This window comes from Enterococcus sp. AZ196 (genome assembly GCF_050498845.1).
Classification (GTDB): domain Bacteria; phylum Bacillota; class Bacilli; order Lactobacillales; family Enterococcaceae; genus Enterococcus_A; species Enterococcus_A murrayae.
This window is the reverse complement of sequence record NZ_JBIPAM010000002.1, coordinates 18,328-45,323: the sequence shown is the minus strand read 5'-3', so window position 1 is coordinate 45,323 and position 26,996 is coordinate 18,328. Positions and strand designations below refer to the sequence as shown.

General features: G+C 39.8%; 19 protein-coding genes. 15 read left to right on the top strand and 4 right to left on the bottom strand.

Annotation, left to right across the window (positions count from 1 at the left end):
* Positions 1–37 precede the first annotated feature (37 nt).
* A complete protein-coding gene (locus tag IGI67_RS18000) occupies positions 38–1,255 on the top strand; it encodes an MFS transporter (protein ID WP_429958699.1) in 1,218 nt (405 codons plus the stop codon).
* A 352-nt stretch (positions 1,256–1,607) separates the two neighbouring features.
* Positions 1,608–3,830 carry an alpha-galactosidase gene (locus tag IGI67_RS17995; protein ID WP_429958698.1) on the top strand — a complete coding sequence of 741 codons (2,223 nt, stop codon included), beginning with the start codon at positions 1,608–1,610 and terminating at the stop codon, positions 3,828–3,830.
* Between the two features lie 44 nt (positions 3,831–3,874).
* Here the strand turns inward: IGI67_RS17995 and IGI67_RS17990 are convergent, their stop codons facing one another.
* The gene (locus IGI67_RS17990) at positions 3,875–4,744 is read right to left on the bottom strand and encodes an AraC family ligand binding domain-containing protein (RefSeq protein ID WP_429958697.1); all 870 of its coding nucleotides are present in this window, start codon (positions 4,742–4,744) and stop codon (positions 3,875–3,877) included.
* Between the two features lie 118 nt (positions 4,745–4,862).
* Between IGI67_RS17990 and melB the strand changes: the two genes are divergently transcribed.
* From melB to IGI67_RS17940, 10 genes are all read left to right on the top strand, one after another.
* Entirely contained in the window at positions 4,863–6,272 is a 1,410-nt protein-coding gene (melB, locus tag IGI67_RS17985; RefSeq protein WP_429958696.1) for a melibiose:sodium transporter MelB, read from the top strand.
* Positions 6,253–6,894: a YczE/YyaS/YitT family protein gene (locus IGI67_RS17980; protein ID WP_429958695.1), complete on the top strand. Its 642-nt coding sequence runs from the start codon at positions 6,253–6,255 to the stop codon at positions 6,892–6,894. The genes melB and IGI67_RS17980 overlap by 20 nt, the downstream gene beginning before the upstream one ends.
* A 287-nt stretch (positions 6,895–7,181) precedes the next feature.
* Positions 7,182–9,548, top strand: coding sequence for a hypothetical protein (locus IGI67_RS17975; protein WP_429958694.1), 2,367 nt, complete (start codon positions 7,182–7,184; stop codon positions 9,546–9,548).
* Positions 9,549–9,580: 32 nt separating this feature from the next.
* Positions 9,581–10,453 carry a helix-turn-helix transcriptional regulator gene (locus IGI67_RS17970; RefSeq protein WP_207107568.1) on the top strand — a complete coding sequence of 291 codons (873 nt, stop codon included), beginning with the start codon at positions 9,581–9,583 and terminating at the stop codon, positions 10,451–10,453.
* 23 nt (positions 10,454–10,476) lie between these two features.
* Positions 10,477–11,859, top strand: coding sequence for an MFS transporter (locus IGI67_RS17965; protein WP_207107569.1), 1,383 nt, complete (start codon positions 10,477–10,479; stop codon positions 11,857–11,859).
* Between the two features lie 225 nt (positions 11,860–12,084).
* Positions 12,085–13,176, top strand: coding sequence for a hypothetical protein (locus IGI67_RS17960; RefSeq protein ID WP_429958693.1), 1,092 nt, complete (start codon positions 12,085–12,087; stop codon positions 13,174–13,176).
* A gap of 415 nt (positions 13,177–13,591) precedes the next feature.
* Positions 13,592–15,436, top strand: a complete 1,845-nt coding sequence (locus IGI67_RS17955; protein WP_429958692.1) for a beta-glucoside-specific PTS transporter subunit IIABC — start codon at positions 13,592–13,594, stop codon at positions 15,434–15,436.
* Positions 15,423–16,877: a glycoside hydrolase family 1 protein gene (locus IGI67_RS17950; RefSeq protein ID WP_429958691.1), complete on the top strand. Its 1,455-nt coding sequence runs from the start codon at positions 15,423–15,425 to the stop codon at positions 16,875–16,877. The genes IGI67_RS17955 and IGI67_RS17950 overlap by 14 nt, the downstream gene beginning before the upstream one ends.
* Positions 16,878–16,888: 11 nt before the next feature.
* Entirely contained in the window at positions 16,889–17,500 is a 612-nt protein-coding gene (locus IGI67_RS17945; RefSeq protein WP_429958690.1) for a PRD domain-containing protein, read from the top strand.
* Positions 17,484–18,890 carry an alpha-L-rhamnosidase C-terminal domain-containing protein gene (locus IGI67_RS17940; RefSeq protein WP_429958689.1) on the top strand — a complete coding sequence of 469 codons (1,407 nt, stop codon included), beginning with the start codon at positions 17,484–17,486 and terminating at the stop codon, positions 18,888–18,890. The genes IGI67_RS17945 and IGI67_RS17940 overlap by 17 nt, the downstream gene beginning before the upstream one ends.
* Before the next feature lie 149 nt (positions 18,891–19,039).
* Here IGI67_RS17940 and IGI67_RS17935 read toward each other — a convergent pair whose 3' ends face one another.
* Positions 19,040–19,930 carry a DMT family transporter gene (locus IGI67_RS17935; protein ID WP_429958688.1) on the bottom strand — a complete coding sequence of 297 codons (891 nt, stop codon included), beginning with the start codon at positions 19,928–19,930 and terminating at the stop codon, positions 19,040–19,042.
* A gap of 121 nt (positions 19,931–20,051) precedes the next feature.
* Here IGI67_RS17935 and IGI67_RS17930 point away from each other — a divergent pair, with 121 nt between their 5' ends.
* A complete protein-coding gene (locus IGI67_RS17930; RefSeq protein ID WP_429958687.1) occupies positions 20,052–20,891 on the top strand; it encodes an AraC family transcriptional regulator in 840 nt (279 codons plus the stop codon).
* A gap of 132 nt (positions 20,892–21,023) precedes the next feature.
* Here the strand turns inward: IGI67_RS17930 and IGI67_RS17925 are convergent, their stop codons facing one another.
* The gene (locus IGI67_RS17925; protein WP_429958686.1) at positions 21,024–21,998 is read right to left on the bottom strand and encodes an AraC family transcriptional regulator; all 975 of its coding nucleotides are present in this window, start codon (positions 21,996–21,998) and stop codon (positions 21,024–21,026) included.
* A gap of 121 nt (positions 21,999–22,119) precedes the next feature.
* Here IGI67_RS17925 and IGI67_RS17920 point away from each other — a divergent pair, with 121 nt between their 5' ends.
* Positions 22,120–23,307, top strand: coding sequence for an MFS transporter (locus tag IGI67_RS17920; RefSeq protein ID WP_429958685.1), 1,188 nt, complete (start codon positions 22,120–22,122; stop codon positions 23,305–23,307).
* Positions 23,308–23,311: 4 nt separating this feature from the next.
* A complete protein-coding gene (locus IGI67_RS17915) occupies positions 23,312–25,951 on the top strand; it encodes a glycosyl hydrolase (RefSeq protein WP_429958684.1) in 2,640 nt (879 codons plus the stop codon).
* A 94-nt stretch (positions 25,952–26,045) separates the two neighbouring features.
* Here IGI67_RS17915 and IGI67_RS17910 read toward each other — a convergent pair whose 3' ends face one another.
* Complete coding sequence (locus tag IGI67_RS17910) at positions 26,046–26,930, bottom strand: AraC family transcriptional regulator (protein WP_429958683.1); 885 nt, start codon at positions 26,928–26,930, stop codon at positions 26,046–26,048.
* Between the last annotated feature and the right edge of the window lie 66 nt (positions 26,931–26,996).

Here is a 26,996-nt window from a genome sequence, read left to right as displayed (position 1 = left end):
GAAAGCGGAAACAAAAATATGAAGGAGTGCAATTATTATGAATAAGAAAAAATTATCTCTTGCTTTAGGTATTTTAAGTATGAACCTTTTACTGATGTCGGGCTCGGTCGTTGGAGCGGCTATCGCGGCTATCTCTAAATCCTTTCCACAAGAACCGATTTCAAAAGTACAAATGCTCAGCTCGATCCCACAGTTAGGACAGCTGGCAGCAACGTTACTTTTCACTTGGTTGACGTATAAAATGACTAGAAAGAATATTGGGGTCATTTCGGTGGCGATCGTAGCAATCAGTGGTTTGCTGCCGGTTTTTTTCAACAGCAGTCTTAATATTATCTTAGCCTGCATGATCGCACTAGGATTTGGTCTGGGCTTGATCAGCAATGTCGGACCAGTATTGCTGCAGGAGCATTTTGAAGGGGAAGAGCGCGCATCTGTTATGGGGTGGGCTGTTGGATTTAATAATTTAGGAATGATGGGATTTACGGCTATTGGCGGAGTATTAGGAAGTACAAATTGGCAGAACTTATTCTGGGTGTATGGGGCAGCTATTATTATTCTTCTAGTCGTATTAGTGCTAGTACCGAAGGATCGAAAATTATCAGAAGAAGAGCTCTCAAATCGACAATCTGTTAGCTTTGGAAAAACAGTAAGAAGCTTGAACGGCTATGTTTATGTAATGCTGATTGTCACCTTTGTTACTTCTTTATGTCTGATGATCTTTATGGCAAATCAATCACTTCTGTTGTCTTCAAAAGGAAACGGAACGGCCTATACGGCTATGGTCACAGCTTTAGGAAATGTCGGCGGAATCTGTACGGCATTTGGTCTAAAATACATTCGTCGACTTACTAAGACAGATACCATGGCTTGGGGATTTATTGCCTTTGCATTGTCTTATATCTGCATCGTCTTCTTCAACAATCCATTCCTGCATATCGCTGGAAATATGTTTTCAGGGATGGGGATCGTAATGGTAAATGCGACGATTCCATTTGAGCTGTCAATTTTAGCGAACCATCAACAGTTTCCTGTTGCCATCGCGATGAACACATTGATTTCGTCTTTAGCCGGATTTGCTGCACCGATTTTACTTGCGGCAACGAAAATCTCAGCTGGAGCAAATTCCTACCTTGCAGGTATCGTGATCAGCGGTCTGATGGCAGTTGTGTTATTGGTTACTCGGTTAGGAACACGCATCGAAAAAAAGTCTGATCAAGCAGCTCTCAGTCAGAGTGAAGGAGTGCAAGAGGCTTAAGGGTGTTTAATTCAATGCTATGAAACATGGAAAAGGATCGGATGATTGTCCGGTCCTTTTTTTATTTTCTGCGGATATTAAAATTTGGAAAAACTCTAAAAGGCTGCTGTATGAGAGATGCAAATAAACAATGGATAAAAGAGCGTTGCACATTTATCGGAAGGAGCCTCTGTGAAAAAGATGCTTAAGTTGTTCTGACTTACTAAAATGAGTGAGATTTTATAGGAATAGTAGATTTTTCTAAAAACATATATCAACTAACATATTGACTGTTTTTTCCGACTAATCGTACTCTAAATCATTTTGGAAAGGGGTTACAATTCTGGTAGAAACTGAAAAGGAGGCATCATTTATGCCAATTAATGTTCATCAAAATGGAAAGCTCTTCCATTTGACCAATCAAAAACTCAGCTATTTGATCCAGATACTCGAAGATGGCACACTTGGAAATTTATATTATGGGAAGAAAGTATCTGATCGAGAAGATTTTTATCACCTTATTGAAAATGAATATCGACCTAACACGGCATATGTCAATAAAGGAGAGGTAGATTTCTCTCGGGAGCATCTTCGCCAGGAATATCCGGTATATGGAACAACGGATTATCGTCATCCTGCCGTATCTGTTTTGCAAGAAAATGGGAGTCGCATAGTTTCCTTGAAATTTGTTGAATATCATATTTATCAGGGAAAGAAAAAGCTCGAAGGCTTACCGGCGACATATACGGAATCAGAGGAAGAAGCGACCACTATATATTTTATTCTGTTTGACGAGCTGATAAATTTAGAACTAGTACTGAGCTACACTGTTTTTGAAGAGCATTCAGCTATTAGCCGGTCTGTTCAAATAATCAATAAAGGCGTCGAAAAGCTTCACCTTGAAAAAGTGATGAGCTTAAGCTTAGATTTGCCAGATTGCGAGTATGAGATGCTACAGCTTTCAGGTTCATGGGGAAGAGAACGATTTCCTGAGTTTAGAAAACTGGTTTCCGGTGTTCAAAGCATTGAGAGTACAAGGGGTTCCTCTAGTCATTATCAAAATCCGTTTCTCGCATTGAAGCGCCTTGATTGTACAGAACATACAGGGGAAGTACTTGGCTTCAGTTTTGTCTATTCAGGTAATTTTTTAGCACAGGTGGAGGTAGATACATATGATGTATCTCGTGTCACTATGGGAATCAATCCTTTTCAGTTTGATTGGCTGCTCAAGTCTGGGGAGACCTTCCAATCACCAGAAGTCGTCATGGTCTATAGTGATGAAGGCTTAAACGGTATGAGCCAAACGTATCACAAGCTCTATCGTGAACGACTTGCACGAGGAGCATGGCGTGATAAGGAACGTCCAGTCTTAATCAATAATTGGGAAGCGACCGGCATGGATTTTACTGAGGAGAAACTACTTGAGTTTGCCGAGACTGCTGCAAATGATGGTGTTGAACTGTTTGTCTTAGATGATGGCTGGTTTGGTGGCCGCAGACATGAACGAGCAGGATTAGGTGATTGGGTAGCCAATAAGGAGCTATTACCGAACGGAATTACAGGGTTGGCGCAAAAAATTAATGAACTGGGTTTGTTATTTGGTTTATGGTTTGAACCAGAAATGGTTAATGAGGATAGTGAGCTATTTCGCAGTCATCCTGATTGGATCATCAAAGTGCCAGACCGACAGGCATCACATGGTCGTCACCAATATGTGTTGGACTTTGGCAGAGCGGAAGTTGTAGACTACATTTATCAGATGATAGCCAAAATTTTGAGGGAAGCGGACATAAGTTATGTTAAATGGGATATGAATCGTTGTATTACTGAACCTTATTCCATTGCGCTGCCACCAGAAAGGCAAGGAGAGGTTTTTCACCGTTACATGTTAGGTGTGTATGATATTTATGAGCGATTAACGACAGAATTTCCTGATATTCTATTTGAATTTTGTGCATCAGGCGGCGGCAGGTTTGATCCTGGAATGCTCTACTACTCGCCTCAAGGCTGGACGAGCGATGATACAGATGCGGTTGAACGAATGAAGATTCAGTATGGTACATCGATGGTTTATCCGTTAAGCATGATGGGAGCACACGTTTCCGCTGTTCCCAATGAACAATCCTACCGAAATGTGTGTCTCAAGACTCGTGGGAATGTCGCTCTATTTGGTTCCTTTGGGTATGAATTAGATTTGAACACACTTTCTGAGGAAGAACGAATAATTATTCGTCGGCAGGTAGAGTTTGTGAAGGATCAGCGAAAGGTAATTCAAGAAGGAACGTTTTATCGTTTGTTGAATCCTTTTGAAACCAATTATTGTGCATGGATGGTTGTTTCTAAAGATAAAAATACAGTCATTGTCGGTTATTACAAAATACTAAATGAGGTAAATGCTCCTTTTAAACGACTGTATTTAAAAGGACTGGAGCCTGAACAGCAATATCAGCGAATCGATAACGCGCATCTTTATTATGGGGATGAACTAATGAATATAGGATTGATAACTAGCGATACATCCTGTGGTCAGATTATTGATGGACGTGTTCCTTCACATGACTTTGACTCTCAGTTAATCGTTTTTAAAGCAAAATAGAAGAAGGAGTTAAACCAATTTATTTGGTTTAACTCCTTTTTTAGTTATGTCAAAGTAATGGATTGGCCAGTTTCATCATAACGTTGCTGTCTTTCTTGCATCTTTTTACGGTATTGCGAGGGAGTGAGACTGAATTTTCGTTTAAACGCTTTTGAAAAAACTAACGGATCTCGATAACCGCTGTATTCGGCGACAATTTCAATTGAGAAATCACTGATTCCCAAGAGTTCAGCAGCTCGTGTCAAACGGTACTCTGTGATGTATTGCTGCAAGGTCAGGTCCATTTCCTTTTTAAAGATAGCGGACAAATAGCTTCGATTCAGAGAAAGCGTATGAGCGAGACTTTGCACAGAGATATCAGCGGCGTAATTTGCTTTGATGTAGTCAATCGCATTTTGTACATGGGGGTTGGTTACCTGATTTGTCGTTGCTATCTGCTCTTTTGATTGCTGTAGGAGCGCTAAAAATTCATATAGCAAGGCGGAGAGCATCAGTTCTGAGTAGACAGAAGTTTGATCTAAGAGAAATGTTTTTTCGAGGAGCTCAACAGCTTTTTCTAAGTGTTCAACGAAAAAAATTGGATGATTCTTATCAAATCCCAGACCTTCCAGATAAGGTGATGCTAGCTCACCAGTAAAAGCCGCCCAATAGTAATTCCATGGCTCCTCTCGATCAGCTTGATAAAAGGTTAGCTTATCAGGTGGAATAATGAATCCTTGTCCTGCAGTAACTTGATATCTCCGATTATCTATCTGATAACTTCCTTTACCGGATGTGACAATATGAATAATATAATTGGGACGAACTGCCGGACCAAAGCTATGAAGTGCACCACAAGCAGCTTTTCCAGTAAACAACAACTTCAGGTCCTTTTGTGTATCAAAAGCATAGGTTTTAACAAAAGATTTCTCCAAGATATTCACCTAACATTTTCACTGATTTTGATTACATTATACTATATGGAATGCGCTTACACAAACGTATAATGAGTTCAAAGGTAAGCGCATACCGAATTTGAAGGGAGTTAGGAAAATGAAAGTTCCGTTTAGAGAAAAATATGCATTCGGTGTGGGTGCATTAGGTAAAGATGCTGTGATTTGTTTTGTGAATACTTTTCTGCTTTTTTATTATACAGATGTGTTGTATCTATCTCCGGCATTTGTTGGAACACTATTTTTTGGCGCAAGAGTCTGGGATGCGATCAATGATCCTGTTATGGGAATGATCATTGATAATACTCGAACTAGATTCGGAAAATTTCGTATTTGGCTAGTAATAGGAACCGTATTGAATGCTATTGTTTTTGTATTACTTTTTACCACATTTAATTTAACAGGCGGCAGCCTTTATCTTTATTGTGCGATTATGTATGTAATTTTTGGTATGACCTACACAGTAATGGATGTACCTTACTGGTCTTGGCTGCCAAATCTAACCAGTGATCCAGAAGAAAGAGAACGAGTCTCTGTCTTACCAAGAATATTCGCTAGTTTAGCGGGTCTGTTGACGGGAACTTTCGGACTTCAGGCAGTCAATCTTTTAGGCAGCGGCGATCAAATGAAAGGCTTCCAGCTAATTGCTGTCCTTATTGCGATTGCGTTTATCATTTTTATTGGAATCACAGTGACAAATGTACCAGAGGCATCGACACTTGATCAGCAAAATGCACCAAAACTGACTATGAAGAAAGCGGTACAGGTTATTAAAAGTAATGATCAGCTGCTGGCTTTTATTGGACTGCTTTTAACCTTCAATCTGTCCATGCAAATCATGAATGGTTTTATGATCTACTATTTCAAATATGTGACTGGGAATGAGGCCTTGTTCTCGTTGTTCTTTTTCACTATTTTTGCTGAAATGCTGGGCCTGATGCTGTTTCCAAAAATCAGCAGGAAAATCAGTCGCGAAAAAACCTATATCTTAGCATGTTTGCTTCCAGTAATCGGGTTGCTGATTTTATTTGTCGCTGGATTTATCGCACCGACAAATGCCATTTTTGCCATGGCTGCTGGTTTGGTCCTAAAATTTGGTTCCGGACTTTCTCTGGGTGTAACCACTGTTTCGATTGCTGATTGTATCGATTATGGTGAAATTAAGTTTGGTACCAGAAATGAGAGTATTATTTGTTCAGCCCAAACTTTTTTAATGAAATCCTCTCAAGCGGTTGCAGGCTTATTGACTGGTGTCGGGTTATCTATTGTAGGTTATGTGCCTAATGCAGCTCAGTCTGCAACAGCAATTCTAGGGATAAGATTGTTGACTTGTATCGTTCCGATTTTCTGTGTGATTTTCAGCTATTTGATCTATAAAAATTGGTACAAACTAAAGGGACAAAGATTGCTCGATCTTTCAAAAAGGATAACCAAATTTCATAGTGAAGCAAATAAAACTCAAAAGACAAATGAAGGTGTATTAGAAGAAGATGTCAATTTCGAAGTATGATGTGCTTGTTCGGCCAGCCATCACTGTCCTAGGCGTCTGTCTAATCAGTTTTGGTATTGCTTGGATGAGATTTAGCCAGTTTGGAACCGATCCTTTCGTTACAATGAATATCGGAATCAGCCATTTTCTATCCCTTGAGTTTGGCTTCATTCAGATGATCGCAAACATTGCTTTATTAGCTGTTATGCTAAGGTTTAGTCCCAAGCTGATTCACTTGGGAACTGTTTTAGGAATATTCCTTGTGGGATATCTATCTGATTTTCTTTTAAAAGTTGTCTCGCTTCTTCCAGAAAACTATGGGATGAGGATCATCGCTATGTTACTTGGACTGGTTCTTTGCTGTTTTGGAGTCGCAGTATATATGTCGGCTGATCTGGGAATCGCTCCTTACGATGCGCTAGGAATGGTTCTTGAGAAAAAAATAAAAAGAAGATTTAAATACAGAGAAATTCGAATTTTTACCGATGTTTGTTGCGTCATAGCAGGCTTTTCTTTAGGCGCACCAGTCGGTATGGGAACGGTTTTGACCGCTTTTTTTACAGGACCACTAATCAATTACTTTAAGAAGACAGTAGATAGTTACTTGAATGAGGGGGTGCTGCAAAAGCAAAGGATATCTTAAAAAAAAATCAACAGAGTGTCATCAAATACAAATGATGATACTCTGTTTTTGTTTTACCATTGCAAGATTAAGCAGAAAAAGCTGTCTATTTTAGTTTGTGATGAAAATGGATTTTTTTTCAACCATCATCATATAGAGGGAAAATGTTACTGCCCAGAACATGTTTTTCCAATGAACCTCATCTAAGTATTTGTGTGAAATAGTTTAACTTTAGGTTGAAATCATAAATAGTTATCGCTTTCATGAGGTGCTATCTTTAAGGCATAGAAGAAAAGAGGGGGAAAGACATGCTGGAAAATGAACAATTTCAATTGGCTGTCGCAGAGGATGGTCACTTATCACAGCTGTATTTTAAAAATGACCCGTATCATATGAACTGGGTGATCGAGGAAAATTATCTGAATGAAGTAGGCTATAATGATAGTGAAAAGCTATTTGGACATTTCGATCTAACTGTGAACGGAGAAAAGCTGCAGAGCACGCGAACGCTGCCTGAAATTACTAAAACCACGAAGGCGATCAGTGTGAACTATCGGTTCAATAATGTAAGCGTGAACATTAAGTATGAGCTAGACAAACAGTTAAATTGGGAAATTGAACTGATGAACGAAACGCAGCAAGCTCTGAAAATTGATGAGTTTGGTATTTGGACGGCCTTGAGCTATGTGATGTTTCGCGATAAAAATGTCCTTCGAAACATTCATGATTCTGCTGCCGTATTTCCATCAATCTCAACGAATTACACGAAAATCAATGCTGTTCGTCGCGATAACCAGGGCGGTAATTTAGGAATCTACCAAACAAAGGGAGAGACCCGCTCGATCGGAACCTATTGTGTATACGAAAATCTCTTTTTTGAAAATGTTTCTCCTTCATTAGACGGGTTATTATTTCACAAGTTGATTTTAGCCGGCGGATACCCAGAGAATTTTAAAAATCGAGACTGGATATATTCCAAAGAGGGGCTGACCCTCGAGGCGGCAGAAACAAAAAAATGGTGCTATGCGTTGGCAAGGAATAAGGATCAGGAAGAATTTTATCAAATCGGTTTGGAGCTGGCACATCCTAAAATCACTTATACACCGTTAAATGTTCTAGGAAAGCCTGTACGAATCACCGTGGAACTACCGAGCAATTTGCAAATTGAACAAATACACGTTCATTCTTGTGAGGAGCATGAATTACACAAAGACGTACTGAATCCCAAAAAAGAAAGTAATGGAAAACAGGTAATCACCTTCAGACCAGTCTGTTTAGGTGAACACAAAATCGTTTTTAGCTTTACTGATGGGAGCGAAGATTTTGTGGTTCTAAATGTCATGAACGAGTTAGCAACAGTGATTGAGGAGCGCGCAGCATATATCTGTGATGCGCTCTACAGCGGGCAGGCTGGAGCTGTCCCCTATTCATTTGAACCCGTATCAAATCAAGGCGAATCGCTAGGAAAGCTGAATTTAGTACTTAAGAAGAACTTATTAGGAAAGCTTGATCTAGAGCAGGTTCGAAAGGTTGAAGAAAGCGCCGTTCGGTACGTGAGGCCTAAATGGTTCGTTGACGGGGATTTCACCCAGCCACAAAAACTATATGGAGACTTTTATCGCTGTATGGATTTTGAATACATTGGGCATCTATTTTACCTGCTTTCAGAGTTTGAGGATGGCATTCTTCAATTGCACACGAGCGAGGTTTACTTAAGCTGGGCCGCGGATGTATTCGATCTACGGGTGAATCCCGAGCTTCATCAGGATTCTCGAGGCAAAGAAGAAGCACAAATGTTGGGTGTTTATTTCCTGTATATTCAAGACCTATTAAAAAAATTGAAGAGATATGGACTCACGGAAAAATATGAAACCATTAACAGACTTTGGGAGAAGGTCACTCATCGAGTCGACAGTGAAACATTAACATATAAAGCCGCTATCACCGAACATTTCTACGACAACGCGGGATTTGGACCAACTGCTGGTGCACTGAGTGAAGTCGGGTTAAAGGAAAGCGCAGAAAAGTATGGGGAGCTGCTGCTGGCGAATATCGGATATTCGAATGATTTTCGAGCGCAAAATGCCGATCGCTGGTGGGAAGCATTGACCTATATGATTCACTCTCTATGGGGCGGAGTTACTGCTTCGGCTGCTTTCAAGGTGTTTGAAAAGCTGAAGGACCCAGCTTATCTAGAGGCGAGTTATCGAGCGACTGCCGGCATATTGTATTGCTACGACACACATTCATCTACGACCCTGCCGTTGGAAAAAGGAATGGCGGCATCAACGTATGCCGTTGCCGGACCGCATCTGAATCGACCAGATTTATCCAGAGAACGATTTGGTCAAGCAACATTCTGGCGCGATGGCGGAATTTTCAGTCGTTTGTTCGAAAACGATAGTCAAACGCCAGACTGGGATATGGGTGAAGAGCTGGTAGCTTACATGGAAAGCTTTGGGCAAAAAACATTTATTCTTAAGCAGTCGGACGGTATACAAGTAATCAATGGCAGCTTTGAAGAATTTGATGATAACTATCGAGTGGTTAGCTTTGCGCCATTCATTCAATCGTATTATTTGATAGATAATGACAGTATTCGAGAACTGAAGGAAACGAGCCAAGAGCTGATTTTGAAAAAGAAAGATTTATGGCAATTGGAGTCCATCAGATGATGAAGTAAAACGTTAAGAGAGGAGCGCGTGTTATGTCAGGAGCAATCATTTCAATCTCGATCCCGCCATTTCCAGATTTTATCGAGGGCAACTATCGAGTGTTTCAAAAGGGTCAAAACCATCCAAATCGTAAGGCTCTAGGTTACTTTGATTTGATTATAGTGAAAAAAGGCCGTCTCTTTTTAGTTGAAGATGATCAGCGCTTCGAAGTGAAGGAAAACGAGATGTTGATCCTGCTTCCTGACAAACACCACTACTCTTGGCAACCCGTTGAGGAAGAGACCGGTTTTTATTGGCTGCATTTCTATACGACGGCTCAATGGAAACAAGATTTTCGCCCAAGCCGGTTTATCTCTGATCTGCCTATCCCTGAGCTTCACTATCACCAGCGTTCATATACGTTGCACCTACAAAAACAGGCAACGATTAAAGAACCGGAGATTCTGTTTGAGCTGATCCAGACGATCCTTGATAGCACAGTAGCAGAATCTGGAGAGCAACATGATATTTGGCAGACAGAAGAGCTGTTTTTACGTTTTTTAAAGTTTATCGAAAATCAGGGGATCCATCGTGACCGTTTGACTGTGCTTGCTGAACAAGTGCAGCTGTTTCTAGAAAATAATTATGAGAAGCCGGTCACGAATCAATTGCTGGAAGATCATTTTCACTTGCACAGCAATTACATTTCCACAGCGATGAAAAAGACCTTTGGAAAGACCCCGTTAGAGGTTTTAGCTGAAATCCGTTTGGAACGCGCCAAACAATACTTACTTCGTTCAGATTTGGATATTCAACAAATTTCAACGATGGTGGGCTTCAATTCAGAAATCTATTTTTCGAATCGATTTAAAAAACTAGAAGGACTTTCTCCTCAACATTTTCGTAATAAATATAAGGAGCACTGATATTTAATTAAGGAGAGAATTTTATGGAGCATACAAATGCGAACGATGCAGCAACAACTGAAAAGAAGGGCTTAACTTTAAACAATCGTTTAGCCTATGCAGGTACAGATGCTGCTGGGAATTTACTGTATTGTACCTTGACCAGTTTTATCAATTTCTTCCATACAGATGTTTTTGGTCTTTCAATCGGCACTGCGGCGACGATCGCTTTGCTGGTTCGGATTATTAATACGGCAACCGTACCATTATGGGGCTTAGCGATAGATAAAACAAAATCAAAGTATGGCAAAGCACGTCCTTGGTTTGCTCGTTTGGCCATTCCGTTTGGTGTTTTTATGGCATTGACTTTCTTAACACCTAGCTTAACTGGAACAGCAAAAGTAGCATACGCTGTTTTCACTTATTTGACTACTAGTATTTTATACACCGGGATATCGACACCAATCACGGCAATTCTTCCCAATTTGAGTAATGATTCGCTGGAAAGAACCAAGCTTAATTCCTTTCGGATGATTGGCGGGAATGTCGGGTATTTTATGACGGCAACATTTACATTAACCCTAGTTTCTGTCTTAGGCGGAGCGAATCGCCAGAGAGGCTTCTTTTTGACAGTTGCTATCTATGCGATCGTTTCAATTGCGATGTTTTTCTATGCCTTTAAAAACACGAAAGAAATCAACTCTGAGGCAGCCGGTAAAAGTCTGCCTGTACGTGAAAGCTTCAAAGCGCTTAAAGGAAACTGGCCGTGGGTGATCATCGTTTTAGGCAGTATGTGCTATTGGCTGGGAAATTCGACTAGAACCTCATCCTTGATTTATTACGCTCGTTATAATTTAGGAAATGAAAATTATGTTTCAGTATTGAATGGCTTAGTTTTAACTCAAATGATTGGAGTAATCTTTATCCCATTTCTAGTGAAACGATTTTCGAAAACACAAACGATGATGATCGGATTGTGTACAGCAGCAGTTGGCCAAGTGATGTTAGGGCTGGCGGGAAACAATTTCCCATTGGTGGCCTCTATGTGGGTAGTGACGAGTATTGGTACAGGAATGGCTGTCTCTATGCCATTTGCCATGCTGTCAGACACGGTTGATTATGGAGAGTACAAAACTGGAATTCGAGCTAGCGGATTTTTGACCGCAGTCGGAAGTGCAGTTGGATTACAGGTTGGAACAGGATTTGGTGATTTCATTCCGTTGAAGCTGATGCAGCATTTCGGCTATGTAGCAAATCAGACACAGACAGAAGCAGCTTTAGGAGCGATTAAATTTGGCTTTTCCTATTTACCAGCGATTTTCTTTGTGGCTGGCGCGATAATCATGATAAGCTATTTCAAATTTGAAAAAAATGAAGCCGCGATTATCCAAGAGCTGGAGCGAAAACGTCAAACAGAGAGTGCATAATAACGAAGGATATCCCAGTTATTTTCTTTAGAATCAGAGTGTCATCATGAACATGTGATGACGCTTTTTTTTGCTTCTACATTTTAATTAAATAACTCCATTCAAATAGTTTATTTTTTATTAAAATAATTGTTCATATTTTCTATTTACATTTTTTTTAGTTAATGGTTATTATTAAATTATAAAAAAATGAAAACGTTTTTTCGGGGATGGGGGATTGGAAATATGGACGCGGTGAAATTGGGTTCGAGACAAATATTTTTGATGAAAAAGGAGAGTTTGACGAAAAGGGTGCAGGATTTTTACGCCAGTACTAAAAATAATGAGCGTTTGATTCAGTTTATGGTGGCTATTCTTGTACGAAATTCTCTTAGTCAAGGAATCTTTACGGAGCAGCTAAAGGAGTTGATTCGAGAGGTTTATCTGACCGCCGAGCCGAATGACACAATGCGTCGCTATAGTCCGTTTTTCAAGCGTTGCTTTAGCGGAAGCGAATGGAAGGGACTCATAAAAAAACTCTTCAAGAATGAGTCGAATTATTTCGCCAATACCGAAGACGCACGCTTTTATAATAACTATTTAGAAAACGAAGGGACTCTTAAAAATCACAGAGAGGACCTTATTTATCATGTGGAATCGATGTTTGAAGACGCCGAAGGAAAAAAGCACAAACTAACGATTCCTGACACAGATCCGACCAAAAGTGAAGAGCAGACCGTGAATATTTTGCGGACCTTGTCGCTCTTGACGGTTTTTGAAAATGCTGGCGTAAGAAAATTTGTTGAATATGTCAGCTACAAGACACCAGGGCTGACTATCGCGTCTGCTCACAATAGTCGCAAGGAAAAGAAAGCAGCTCAAGCATCACAGACGAAGAACGTGTCGGAAGCTGTCGCCCAAGCACCGCAGCAGGAAAAGGAGCAAAAGCAGTTCGTTCAAAGCACCGCAAACAAAAAAGAAGCAGGTCAACTATTACCGGCTGACCGTGAAACCCGCTATACCCAAGCCCCGAGGGAAGAGTTGCGCTCAGAAGAGCAGGGCGATACTCGCGATTCAGTACCAGAAACAAACGGAAATGACTCGGCTCCACCAATGAGTTCCCCGATATCAGATGGAAAGAAAGGGCAAGAAGATATCCAGTCGGCCACAAAGAAAAAGGCGAACAAACCGGCGGAATTGCCGAAAAGACCAGACACCTCCTACATGCGCTATGGTAAAAGCGAGACGCAGATAGAAGAGGAACGGGAAAACAAACGCTTGCAACGAGAAGCCGACAGGAAGAATGGTAAAAAGAAGAAAAGGAAAAAGCGGAAGTAATTGAGCAATGGCTCCGTTTAATCCAAGCAATGGTATGATTGAAAAAAGGTGAGTCAATCAGGCTTCTTCAGTATGGGCAAAAATAGTCCAAAGGTTTCTTTGAATAAAGTTTCATTCGTTAAAACGGCTTGAGTATTTTTCTGAATGATTCTTTCTACTTATAAGATCAATACTATTTATTAGTTGGTGAAAAAAATGTCAATTACTTAATAAAATGGCGTCTGCTCTGAGTTTTTTAATAGTCTTTGTTTTACCTAAAATAAATGTTGACGCTTTCTTAATTCTGTTATATACTTTGGCCAACGGAATATTAGGCGTGTTACTACGTAATAGTAGGCATAACCGAGTTGAGTCATTCTCTTTGGGGGAATGATTCGATTCGGTTTTTTTGTTGAAAAAAATGGAGGCGAAAAAAATGGAAGAGAAAAACGTAGCAAAAGAAATTTTGAAAAATGTCGGAGGAGCGGGGAATGTATCACATTTGGAGCATTGTTCGACCCGGCTAAGATTTACCTTAGTTGACGATAGTAAAGTCAACGAAGAAGCGATTAAAAAAATTCCAGGTGTTTTAGGCATTACACAAACGGCGCAGACGCAAGTAATTATCGGTGGCGCAGTCATTGAAGTTTTTCGTGAAGTTGAAAAGCTGCTGTCGGGAGTTCAAACTGATAAGGGCGATGGTCCTAAGAAAAAACAAAGCTGGCAAGCAGTTGCATTAGATTTTGTCATTAGCATTTTCCAGCCGTTGATTCCAGCCATTGCTGGTGGAGGAATTTTAAAATCACTATTAATGTTGTTAAACCTAGTGGGTGTACTAGATAAGACAACATCGACTTACCAGATCTTGACCTTTGTAGGGGATGCACCATTGTATTTTCTACCACTGTTAGTCGCGATCACAACGGCGAACAAGTTAAAAGTAAACAGTTTAGTCGCAGTGTCAGCTGTTGGAGGTCTTCTGATTCCTGGATTGACCGCATTGATTACGGAGGGCACAACTTTAGCTGGTTTATCTATCCAAAACATCAATTACGCTTATCAAGTTTTTCCGGCAATCTTATGTGTGATCAGTTATTCATTTTTAGAAAAATTCTTTACAAAAATCAGTCCTAAAGTTATTCGAAGTTTCTTTGTTCCAATGATGTCTTTACTAATCGTTGTACCATTGACCTTATTAGTGCTTGGTCCGATTGGATTTACTTTTGGTCAAGGCTTTGCAAGTGTAATCATGGCGATTTTCGCTCGCTTTGGTTGGATCGCGGTAGCGTTGCTGGCGGCATTCTTGCCGTTCATGGTAGTAACAGGGATGCACAAGGCGATGATTCCTTATGTGATCACTTCTTTGGGGGAAACAGGGAAAGAACTTATCTATAATGCAGCATCTTTAGCACACAATATCGCAGAAGCAGGAGCATGTTTTGCGGTAACAATTCGCTCGAAAGATAAAGGGTTAAAAGCTACAGCAGTCTCTGCTGGAATCTCCGCTCTTTTTGGAATCACTGAACCTGCTTTATACGGTGTAACGATCTTGCACAAACGCGTACTATATGGCGTGATGTTTGGTAGTTTGATCGGTGGTGCGACATTGGGTCTTTTGAGTGTTGAAGCATACGTTGCCGTTGGACCTGGGATCGCTAGTCTGTCGATGTTTATTTCAGAAACACTCCCTAATAACCTGATGTACGCTGTGATCGGTCTAGTCGTTTCCTTCGTTGCTTCATTTACGGCAGTCCTTGTTCTATGGAAAGAACCAATCACAGATGGGGCAGACGAGAGTACAAAACAAAATGAAATAGTCTTTAATGCACCGGTCGAAGGTCAAGTAATTCCTTTATCAAAAGTAAATGATGATGTATTTGCTAGTAAAATGTTGGGTGATGGCGTGGCTATCGTACCTACAAAAGGTGAACTCTACGCGCCAATTAATGGAACAATCAAAATGATCTATAACACCAAACATGCATTAGGAATGGAAACCGAGGACGGCATTGAGATTCTCTTCCATATTGGCTTAGACACTGTAAACCTAGATGGGAAGTTTTTCGAAAGCTTTGTTTCGGAAGGTCAGAAGGTCAGCCAAGGAGATCTGCTAATCAAATTTGACCTTTTGAACATCAAAGAAGCTGGATTCGATCCAACAACAATGATCGTTATTACGGAACCAAAGAGGGTCAAATTGAATCTAGCTTCAGAAGATCAAGTAACCAAAGAAGAGAAAATATTTATTGTTGAAGGGAAGGAAGAAAATGCCATTGCGTAAGGATTTTTTATGGGGCGGTGCGATTGCCGCAAACCAAGTGGAGGGTGCTTGGAATGAGGACAATAAAGGCATGTCTGTAGCAGACGTGGCGACTTTCAAGCCCAACGTCGATGTGAAGGATTACAAAGCACACAATACGGTAACAAGTGAGATGATCCAGCAAGCGCGAACCGATTCAGAAATCATGTGGTATCCTAAGCGCAGAGGGATTGACTTCTATCATAGATATAAAGAGGATATTCAACTTTTTGCAGAGATGGGATTCAAATCTTTAAGAATTTCGATCGCCTGGACACGATTATTTCCGACAGGAGAAGAAAAAGAAGCAAATGCTGCAGGAATTGAGTTTTACAAAAATGTATTTAGAGAATTAAAAAAATATAAGATCGAACCGATTGTCACTTTATCCCATTACGAAATGCCATTAGCGTTGTCTGAAAAATATAATGGCTGGGTGGATCGTAAATTAGTTGATCTTTTTGTTAACTACGCAGAAGTTTGTTTTAAAGAATTCGGAGAGTACGTGACCTATTGGTTGACGTTTAATGAAATCGATAGTGTGGGGCGCCATCCATTTACAACTGCTGGAATCGTCGAAGACAAGTGTATTGATTATTCCTTAGAGGATGCGATCTATCAAGCACTTCATCATCAATATGTAGCCGCAGCTATTGCAACCAAGCTTTGTCATGAATTGATTCCCGGTAGTCAAATGGGCTGTATGTTGACGAAACTAACGACGTATCCTCATACATGCAGACCAGAGGATGTTTTACTTTCTCTAGAAAGTAATTTAAACAACTATGCTCACGCAGATATTCAACTTTTAGGCGAGTATCCTATATTGTATAAACAGCAACTAAAAAATAAAGGGATCGAGATCGCGAAAACTGCTGAAGATGACAAACTCTTAAAAGAGTATACAGCTGATTATTTGGCTTTTAGTTACTATATGTCTCGGACAGAATCATCAGATTCATCTCTAGAGCAAACATCCGGCAATACGATTATGGGCGTGAAAAATCCTTACCTTCCTTCTACTGAATGGGGATGGCAGGTTGATCCAGTGGGCTTGAAAATTTCTCTTCTTGAGCTTCAAGATCGTTACAATGTACCCTTGATCATTGTGGAAAATGGGATGGGTGCCAAGGATGAGCTTACGGCTGATGGTAAAATACATGACAGCTATCGGATCAATTATTTGAGACAGCATATTAAGGAAATCCTTGACGCAGTCGAAGCCGGGGTCGACTTATTCGGTTATACAAGCTGGGCACCGATTGATTTGATCAGTGTGTCGACCTCACAGATGAGCAAACGATACGGCTATATTTATGTTGATCAAGACGATCTAGGAGAAGGAACTTTGCAGCGAATCAAGAAAGACTCCTTCTTCTGGTATAAAAAGGTAATTGAGAGCAATGGTGATATTTTAGATTAGGAGAATGCGTGATGATTATCAGAAAAATATTAAATCCTAATACTATCTTAGCAGCAGATGATGAGCAGCAGGAGTATGTCTTTTTTGGGAAGGGAATTGGATACAGTCGAAAGATTGGGCAAACGGTCGATGATGAGGATGTGAATCGGGTGTTCATTCCCGTGGATAATCGACAAATTCAAGAGTATCTGCGGTTGTTTGACTCGATTCCAGCAGTCTATTTTGATATTACGCAACAAATTATCAAGAGAGCCGAAGAATTATTGGATACACGTTTGAATACCAGTGTTTTCTTTACTCTAAGCGATCATTTGAATTTCTCTGTTGAAAGGTACAAAAATGGGTTGAACATTCTTAATCGAGTGTACTGGGAAATTAAAAACTATTATCCAAAAGAATTTTCAGTGGGAGAATTTGCGTTAAAACTGGTAAAAAAGGAATTAGGACAAGTTCTGCCACCAGAAGAGGCGGCGAATATCGCTTTCCATATTATCAATGCTCAAAATGTGGATACGTCTACTAGCAAAGGGATGGATTACGCAAAGCTAGTTGGTGGAATCTCAGATATTGTTAAGTATGAACTTAAAACGGATTTTGAGCGTGAAGATGTTCATTTCATTTAGATATGTTGAACTCATTTTTAGCGAGCCGATTGTTTTTGAAGAGGTGATACAGGACTTCTCAGCTTTCAGAGTTCATACGAATGTCGAGGTGATTACTGAGTTTGATTCCTCGTCACCGATCCTTAATGATCTATGGCGTGTGGGGCTGCAAACGCGATTAAATAATATTCATTCCTATTTTGAAGACTGTACTAGGGAACGCTTTGGATATGGAGGAGATATTGTCGCTTTAATTGACTCTCATCTCTACTCGATCGATGGCTCAAGCCTATTAAAAAAAGTACTGATAGATTTCATTAATGACCAGACAATAGAGGGCGGGATTCCAGCAACCGCTCCTTTTGTCGGCATTATGACCAATGGGCCTAGTAATAAAGCAGGGGCGATTGACTGGCAGCTGGTGTTACCGACCATCGCAAACAAATTGATAGAATTTTATGATGAAACGCAGTTTGTTCGTCAATTTACTTCCAGCTTGACCAAGCATATCCGCTATCTCCTCAGTTTTGATTTTGATTATATAAAAATGTGCAGCTTGGGAGATTGGGGATCAATTGATGAGAAAAGGGATGGCCCTGTGATTACTTCGCCAGATCAGGAATTTTGTTCGGCTTGCAGCTACAGCATCATTCTTCAAGAGTATTTGGCGGTGATGGAGCAACTGTCTGAAGATGCACTCGTTCAACAGCTCGCAAAAAAAATCGCGGAAGTAAATCAAACGATTCTCACAACCTATTATCGACCAGAAGAAGGATGCTTTGGAGAGGGAACTCAATCAAGCTATATTTTTGCCATCAAAGCAAAGCTGCTTGATCGTAAAAAGCAAAGCGACCTGGCTGAACAATTGGCTCAGCTGATCGAAAGAACTGGCGGTATTATTTCAGCAGGAATATTTGGAATGTCTTGGGTATACGATCAGCTTCATAGGTTTGGGTACAAAGAAATTTTATTCGGCTGGCTGACTAGTTTAGAGCCTCTGAGTTACCATTCGATGTTTGCTGAAACGGGTACTTTAAGTGAACATTTTCCACTTCAGGACCAGCAATCTACCTATAATGGGTCACTAAACCATGCGATGTTTTCTTCCTACTCCGCTTGGATGGTCAAGAAATTTTTAGGAATCAGCTTTCCAGAGGGGATCTTCAAAAAAGTGGTTATTCGGCCGCAAACTGAACTGCCGGTTGAAAAAGTAACTGGCAGCTTCAAAACGCCATATGGGAAAATCCAACTTCAGTGGAAGAAGGTGGAGGAAATGATAATAGGGGAAATAGTATTGCCTAAAAACATTTCGTATGAAATGAGTTTTTCTTCTGAAGATTGGCAAATAGAGGAGCACGTGCAAGAGAGGGAGGAGCATCAAGAACTTCTGCTGAAAATGACAAGGAAGTAATGATCAAGAAGCATAGTCAATGCCCCAGACTTTAAAGTCTTTTTGAAAAATACTTAACAAAATGAAAGCGAACGCTCAAATTACGATCATAATCGATCATAATTTGGGCGTTTGGCTTTCTATTTAATACAAAATAGGCAGACTTAACTCTAAAGAACCTTCTGCAGCAGAAGAATCGTTCCTAAAACGATAAAAAAGCCAAGTGCTGTCGCCAAAGTCAAGGGAGTATGGAAAATCGGGATGGACAGAAACGTCGCAAAGATTGGCTCAAAAGCAGTTAAAATGCTGGCTAATGATGAAGAGATATACTTTAAGCTAGACAGGTAAATGAAATAGGAAACCGCAGTTCCCAGTATGATAACGGTCGAGACATGTATAAGTGACCCGAACGAAAGAATTCCAGAAGTTTGCCAAAATGGCTGGATCAGGTTCGCTGGCATGCTCCCAATCAGCATGCCCCAGCCTACGACTAGCAAGCTGCCATATTGTTTGAGGATATTCCGCGGTTGAACAGAATAAAATGCTAAAGAAATCGCCGAACCGATGCCCCAAAGCAAGGAGATAGGTGTGATTGTTAATTGAGAGATATCTCCATTTGAAACGATGAGGAAGACGCCAGTAAGGGTAAGCAGCATTAACAATAAAGTTTTCCTATTAGGCAGAATCTTCGCTCTGATGGCTTCATAAATAATGATAAAAAAGGGTCCGGTGTATTGAATGATCGTCGCAAAGGAGGCACTGCTCAACTCGATCGTTTTGAAGTACGTGTATTGAACAGCGTACATACCTAGTATGGAGAAGACAAGGATCGCTAAAAAATCCCTCCTTTGCTTAAATGGCGAAAAAATAGAGTGCGGGCTAGTAAGCTTTGAAGCAAGTAGTAAAAGAACGCCAGCGACAAACATTCTGACAGAAACCAGCCATTCTGCAGAAAAGCCGAAATGAGTAAAGAGAATCTCCCCTGAAATACCTGAAATCGCCCATAACGTTGCAGCAAGTCCTGCGAAAATGATTCCTGTTTTCTTTTCATTTGAATGCATAGCGCTCTCCTTTTGATTTCTCGAATGTTGTTGTGATAATGTATTATAAAGCTTTACTATGGGCTTTGACTATCATAATAAATACAAATAGTATCATTATTGTGTAAAGGAGGGGCAGTTGTTGTACTTTGAAATTAATGAATTCGAACAGGAGCAGACTGTGCATCAATCTGGCGACTTTCCAATCGGTATCTATCATAGAACCTTGAGAAAATCACGGAATGATGAGCTAGTGTGGCATTGGCACGAAGAATTTCAGTTAACGTTGGTCCTTACGGGAAGCTTGAAACTTTCTGTTGAAAAGAGCGACTATTCAGTAGGTGAGGGCAAGGGGATTTTAATAAACTCGCGGCGGCTGCACCATGCGGTTCCTCTAACAGAAGCTGCGGAATATATCTGCATTGATTTTTCGCCTCGCTTTATCAACGAAGCGCTCTATCAGTCGAGTATTAAGGAGATCGAGAGTAACAGCAGCTTTGAATGTGCTCTGTTAACACTGACTGCTTCGCAACAAGCGATTCTAAGTGAAATCGTGGAGGCCAACAGGAGCGGTTTCTATAATTTTTTGAAAATCTATGAACTAATCCTCAGCTGCTTGAATGACATTGAAAAATACCCAGCCTCACAGGCGAAGAAAGAGGATCATTCTATTTATCGCCTGCTTGACTATGTTCATCAAAATTATCATCGGAATATTACGGTTGCTGAGATTGCCCAGGTTATTCCCATCAATAAGAATAAGTGCACCCATTTGTTCAAAGAATATACGAATCAATCTCCGATGAATTATACGATTGATTACCGCTTGCTAAAGGCCAAAGAACTGCTGCTAAACACGGACAGCAGTGTATCTGAAATATGCTTTGCAGTAGGCTTCAATAATTTAAGCTATTTTATCGCCAAATTTAACAAGCGATTCCACAGCAGTCCAACGAACTATAGGAAAAAATTTCACCGATAAAAGCATCAAAAATAATATGTCAAACGATCATATACTTCGTAATCGAAAGGAATATGATCGTTTGCTTTTTACTTTTTAAAAGTCTTTTAGCTGATCAGAATCAGATGTAATTAAGCTATTTAGACATGCATGCTATTTTAGTAAAAGCCGATATTGCTTAGGGGTCAATTGGAATCTTTTTTTAAAAAGTCGATAAAAATGACTTTCACTTTGATAGTTGATCATCTCTGAAATTTCAGAGATCGTTTTTGTTGTTTCAGAAAGGTATCTTTCGGCGAGTGCCAATTTTTCATCAGTGATCAGTTGAGAAATCGTTTTTCCAGTTTGTTCTTTGATGTGCCTTGATAAATGGCCTTTACTATAGGAAAAGTGCTTGGTTAGTACTTCTAGAGAAGCATTTGCTGGGTCTTGTTTGATTTTAGTTACTACATTTTGAGTGAGCGTATCCACAGATTTTTTTAGGGGATGTTGCAATTGAATTAGTTGTTCTAAAAAAATCATTAGGTAGCCGAGTACTGTATATGAAAAAGTATACTCTGCTTGATAATACTCTGTAATCAGTCGCTGTAGGTAGTAATGAACATTATCCAAGTCCGACTTATGATAAATCAGATAATCACCAAAATTGAATAATTGCTCGGTTAGTGTTGTGGACTGTTGAGTAGCCTTTTTAAAGGTATCAAAAATTTCTGTGTGAATCAGCAAGTTGACGATCATTGGTTTTTCCGTTTCATTTGGAATTCTTGAGACTAAATGGGGAATCTCCTTATTAATCAAAAACAAGCTTCCTGATTTCATTATAAATGGTGAGTGGTTTACAACATTCAGCAATTTTCCCTTAGGTACATAAACAATTTCAATATAATCATGGTGATGCAAATTGGATGGAAGATCCAGATAGTGAGAAACGATCGCGAAGGGGAGAGAATCATCCAGCTCTAAAGTTTTAAGAATTTTTTTTAGCGGTAGACTAACTTCATTAGAATGATTCAGTTCGCGATAAGGGTCAAATGATGGATCGACAATGACATAAGGGCTCAAAGACTGCTTAGTTTGATCAATTCTTGGAATATGTTCGACATTATAAAAAATGGACTCATCCTTCATTAAAAACACTCCTTTATATCATATTATCACATGTTGTGGTTGTTTTTCCGCATTGTATCCGTTTTCTAAAGTAGATAGAATGACCTTGTAAGTTGAATAATCACATAAAGGAGAATGTAACATGCAAACAAGCTTAAAAGTTAAAATAGGAATTTTCTCATTGAGCATGCTTTCGATGGCTACCCTACTGATGTCGCCTGTGTTAGGACTGATAGTAGAAGCTTTCCCGAACAGTGGTATTAGTCAAATTCAAATGATTCTTTCGGTAGCCAATTTGACAGGCATCGTAGCGGCCTTTGTCGTTGGAAGAATCGCTCTGTCAATTCCCAAACGAACGATTGCCTTGATTGGATCAGCTATGACTTGTATTTTTGGTTTGATCCCGTATTTTTTTCATAGCCAATTGCTGGTATTGATTATTTGTTCAGGGCTGATTGGAGTGAGTGTAGGATTTATTACGAATGTTATCCCGGGCTTAATCGCTGATTATTTCTCAGTTGAAGAACGACAAGGAGCCATGGGGAAACAAGTATCTTTTGTAAGTATCGGAACAATGCTCCTCATGTTTATTTCAGGTAATTTAGGTGCGAATATCTGGTATCATTCTTATTTGTCTTATATTTTCGCTGGAATTGTCTTCGTCATTGCTTGGGTCTGCTTGCCTAAGAGCAACATTGAAGAAAAACAAGAACAAAAAGGAAATCATTCTGTGACAGAGGTTATCAATAAGAGAGTGGTCATTGTTGCTTTGATGGGCTTTTGTTTTATGGTGGTGAATAATGCCTTCAATAATAACATTTCACTTTTGATTATAGAAAACAACCTTGGAGGAAGTGATGTTTCTGGTTTAGTTACTATGCTTGCACAATTAGGTGGATTGGCTACTGGACTATGTGTCGGCAGAATATCGAAGGTGATTAAATCACACATGGTCGCCTTTGCCTTTGTAATTGAAGGTGTTTCATTGGTGATTTTAGCAATCGCTGGTAATTTACCACTAGCAATTATTGGAAGTTTTCTTTCTGGCGCCGGCCAAGCGTTATTCTTTTCACAGGCCCCATTCTTGATTACGATTTTGGTTCATCCAGTTTTGATTCCTATGGGTATGGCTGTACTGTCAACAGCAAACTCAATAGGAGGCTTTCTAAGTCCTGCGATCATCAATTTCTTGAATCATACGTTGCTGGGCTCTACGGCTTCTGGTGCAATGTTAGTGGGCTGTGTAATTTCAATAATTGTTGCGGCAGTCGCGATATTATCGAATTTTCAAAAGAAAAGTATGAGTCATTTAGAACAAGAGAAGGTGTGAAGAGATGAGAGCAATAGAAGAGCGTTTTAAGGAGCCGGAAACGGAAAGTCGTCCGAGACTAAGATATTGGTGGCCTGGCGGGTATGTTTCGAAATATTTGGATGAGTTAGACAAGGAGATAAAGGCTATCGCTGATGCGGGATTTGGAGGAGTTGAAATTTCTGATGTGTATGATGCGATTGCAACAAAAGATGCACAAGTCCTTGAACCTCAAAAATATGGGTTCACTAGTGAAAATTGGCGTAAATCTGTAAAGCAAGCAATGAAATCTGCTAAGAAATATGGTGTGAAGATTGATTTGACCGTTGGTCCACATTGGCCTGCAGCTACTAATGAAGCAGATCCTGATGAGGCAGGTACGGCAAAAGAATTGGTTTACGGAAGTTACTCGTTTAAGGAAAATCTTTTAGCGGGTACAGCAATAGAAGAGCTTTGTCCACCGCACTATGTGACTAGAAATCAAAAGATTGACGGTAGTAAAATAAAAAATAAACTAATTGCTGTATATACTGCTTCACATATCTCCCATAAGGAGGTCGAAATGCCGCCAGCAGTCCCTTGGGAGGAATCATATACAGTAATTAGTGATGACATTCAATTTGATTCCTTGAAGGAGATCACTTCAAAAGTAAAAGAAGGGAAATTTGTTGAAACAATATTTCCATCTTATAAAGAGAATATACTTATAGCTGTTTATGAAAGAGGAACAGGTCAAAGAGTAAACATGTTTTCAATGGGGAGTACTGATAGACCCGATGTAATGGCTCCTTATGCCTATGTAGTGGATCATTTCTCATCAAAAGGTGGGGAGCTGATTCAGTCATTATGGGAAAAAAATTTCTTTTTCGATAACGAATTTGTTGAACTGTTAAATGAAGTGGGCGATTGTTTTTTTGAGGATTCTTTGGAATTACAATCAACCGGGCACTGGACGACAAATATGTTGGCTCAATTTAAAGAGCGAGCGGGTTATGATATACGTCCATTTTTACCATTCGTTTTAGGAATTAACCAAGACAAAGGGTTGGGGATAGAGCGTTCAAGCTTTCAAGTTGAGCAAGAAATGAACGATAAAATAAAAGATTTGCGACACGATTACTTCAAGGTCCTTAATGAGCTGTATCAAGAAAATCATTTAAAACACTTGAAAGAGTGGGCTAATTCATTAGGAATGAAGTACCGTGCTCAGCCCTACGGATGGGCGATTGATTCTGCATCGGCTGCCGCAAAATTAGATATTGTGGAGGGCGAATCTTTGGGATTTGGTGAAGACGGAAATGATGCTTTTCGCCTACTTGCGGCTGGACGTGATTTTGGAGAAGCAAAGGTTTTATCTGATGAAGTTGGTGCGTATCTATTTCAAGGATATGCAACAACATTATCTCAATTATTTGAGACACTGCACAAAAACTATATGGCGGGAGTGAATCAAACGTATTGGCATGGCATGCCTTTCAAGTATGCTCCAGGTGCGAAATGGCCAGGATTTTCTGCTTTTAGTCCCATGCTAGGCGGACGAGGGTTTGCTGAATCTTGGGGAGAACGCCAACCAGTTTGGGAGCATTTATTTTCCTACACTACCTATTCCGGACGATTGCATGAAATATTGAAATATGGAAAAAATGAGTTAGATGTGTTGATCTATCAAGAAGGGCATAATGCGAGCGAAAACAAGCAGACAAGTCTTGGAGATCAGTTGACGAAATTAGGTTATCGCTATCAAGTTATGACTGAAGGTCTTTTTTTAGAGCCTAGTCGGATAGAGGACCATAAATTGCAGGTAAAGGGAGCGGATTATCGAAGCTTGCTTATTCCTAAAGGTACCTATCTCACTGAAAAAGTAAAAACGGCCATCTGCAAATGGAGAGATTCTGGTTTACCAGTCATTTATCAAGAATCAGAGGGGCTGAATGAATTGGTAATGGTTCTTCAGAAATCAGAGACTAGCAACTCAACAGGCAACTTGCTAACTTACCAACGGTCGGATAAACAGCATAAATTCCTTGTTTGTTATAACCAGGGAGTCGAGAGCATTTCTCTTTCGCCTCTTTTTCAAACGTATAAAGTTCGAGAGTGGTTTCCTTGGACCGGTGAAATTGGTTTGGTCAAAGGAAATCAGCTATCAGCCAAAGAATGTCGTATTTTTGAATTACTCGAAGTAGGTGAGACAGTGATCGAGGAAAAAGAACCAAGCCAGAGAGTCTCGCTTAAGAAGCATCCATGGTCATTGACAATTGAAAGTTGGGAAATGGGTCCGTCAGATGATTTTAAAATAGAAAAACGAATCAAACAGAAACAGTTGTTAGAATTAGATTACTGGAATAAGCTGCCTGAGTTTGAAGCAAATTCTGGCATCGGAACCTATCGTGCTACAGTTCAGTTAGAGAATCAAAAGCCTCGAAAACTTTGCATAAGAAATACGAGGGGCAGCCTTTTAGTTAAGATCAATGGAAAAGAAGTATTGGGAAATGCTTTGCTTGGAGAGTACTTATTAAGTGATGAAATGTTGGATACCGTAATTGAGCTCGAGATTATTATCGGCAGTACGCTGAACAATTATCTGAATACTTCCTCCTTAGCTACTTATTACGGACAATTCCCTCAACAGGATTATGGTATTGAAGATGTCGAATTGCTTTTTTAATTTTCTTTATCAGAAAGCTCAATCATTCAAAAATGATTGAGCTTTTTGTATGTTTGCTAAACGATCAACGTTCTGAAATTTCTAATTAAAAAAATCAGCGAAGAATGGTATCGGTACTACGATAATCACTAGGTGAAACGCCTGTCTTTTTCTTGAACAACCGGCTGAAATAAGCAAAATTATCAATCCCTATTTCCATAGAGACTTCCTTAATAGAAAGGTTGGAATAGCGTAATAAATCTTTAGCGTAGGATATTTTACAGCTGATTTGATAATCTACCGGCGGCTGTCCCATGTATTTTGAAAAGTCTTTGACAATTTGATATTTATTGATATGAAATTGCCCCTCCATCTCCTCTAAGGTCACTCCGCGCCGAAAATTCTCATCAATATAATTTTTCACAGCATAAAGATAGACAGGGATTTCGCTGTCAGAAAAGTCCATTTGATATTTTTGCAGGATCAACTCATTCAATAATTCATGGACCAAAATTGATGATTCAAAATCTGTTTTCGCATTTGGTTCCTTTTGCAGCTGCAATAGTTTGTCCACGATTAGGTGAACCTGGTTGGTTCGAACATTTTCGCTGTCGGTATGAAACACAGGAGAACCGTTTTTAATAAATTCCTGATAGAAGCTGTCTGAGTTTCCGCCAGAAAAATGAATCCAGTCCATCTCCCAAGGCTCTTTGCTGGTTGTTTTGTAATACTGATATTTTTTGCAGTCGATCAAAAAAATATCGCCGGCCTTCAATGAATAGACCGCATCCTGGTAATGCAGCTCTCCGGCACCAGACAAGGTGAACTTCATAAGATATGACGGCAGATTTTCTCGTTCAGTGAAATAAGGCTGATGCGCTTTAAAATAACCGATTTCTTGAACGAAATAAAACAATTCACGGGTTCTTTGTTTTGGAGTAAGGATAAATCTGGTTGAGTCGGACGTCCATGAATGGTTTGCATTTTCCCAAAAAGTCATTTTTTTACTCCTTTCACCAAGATAGTGCAAGTATACATCAAAATCGTGTAATGTAAAAGCTTACAT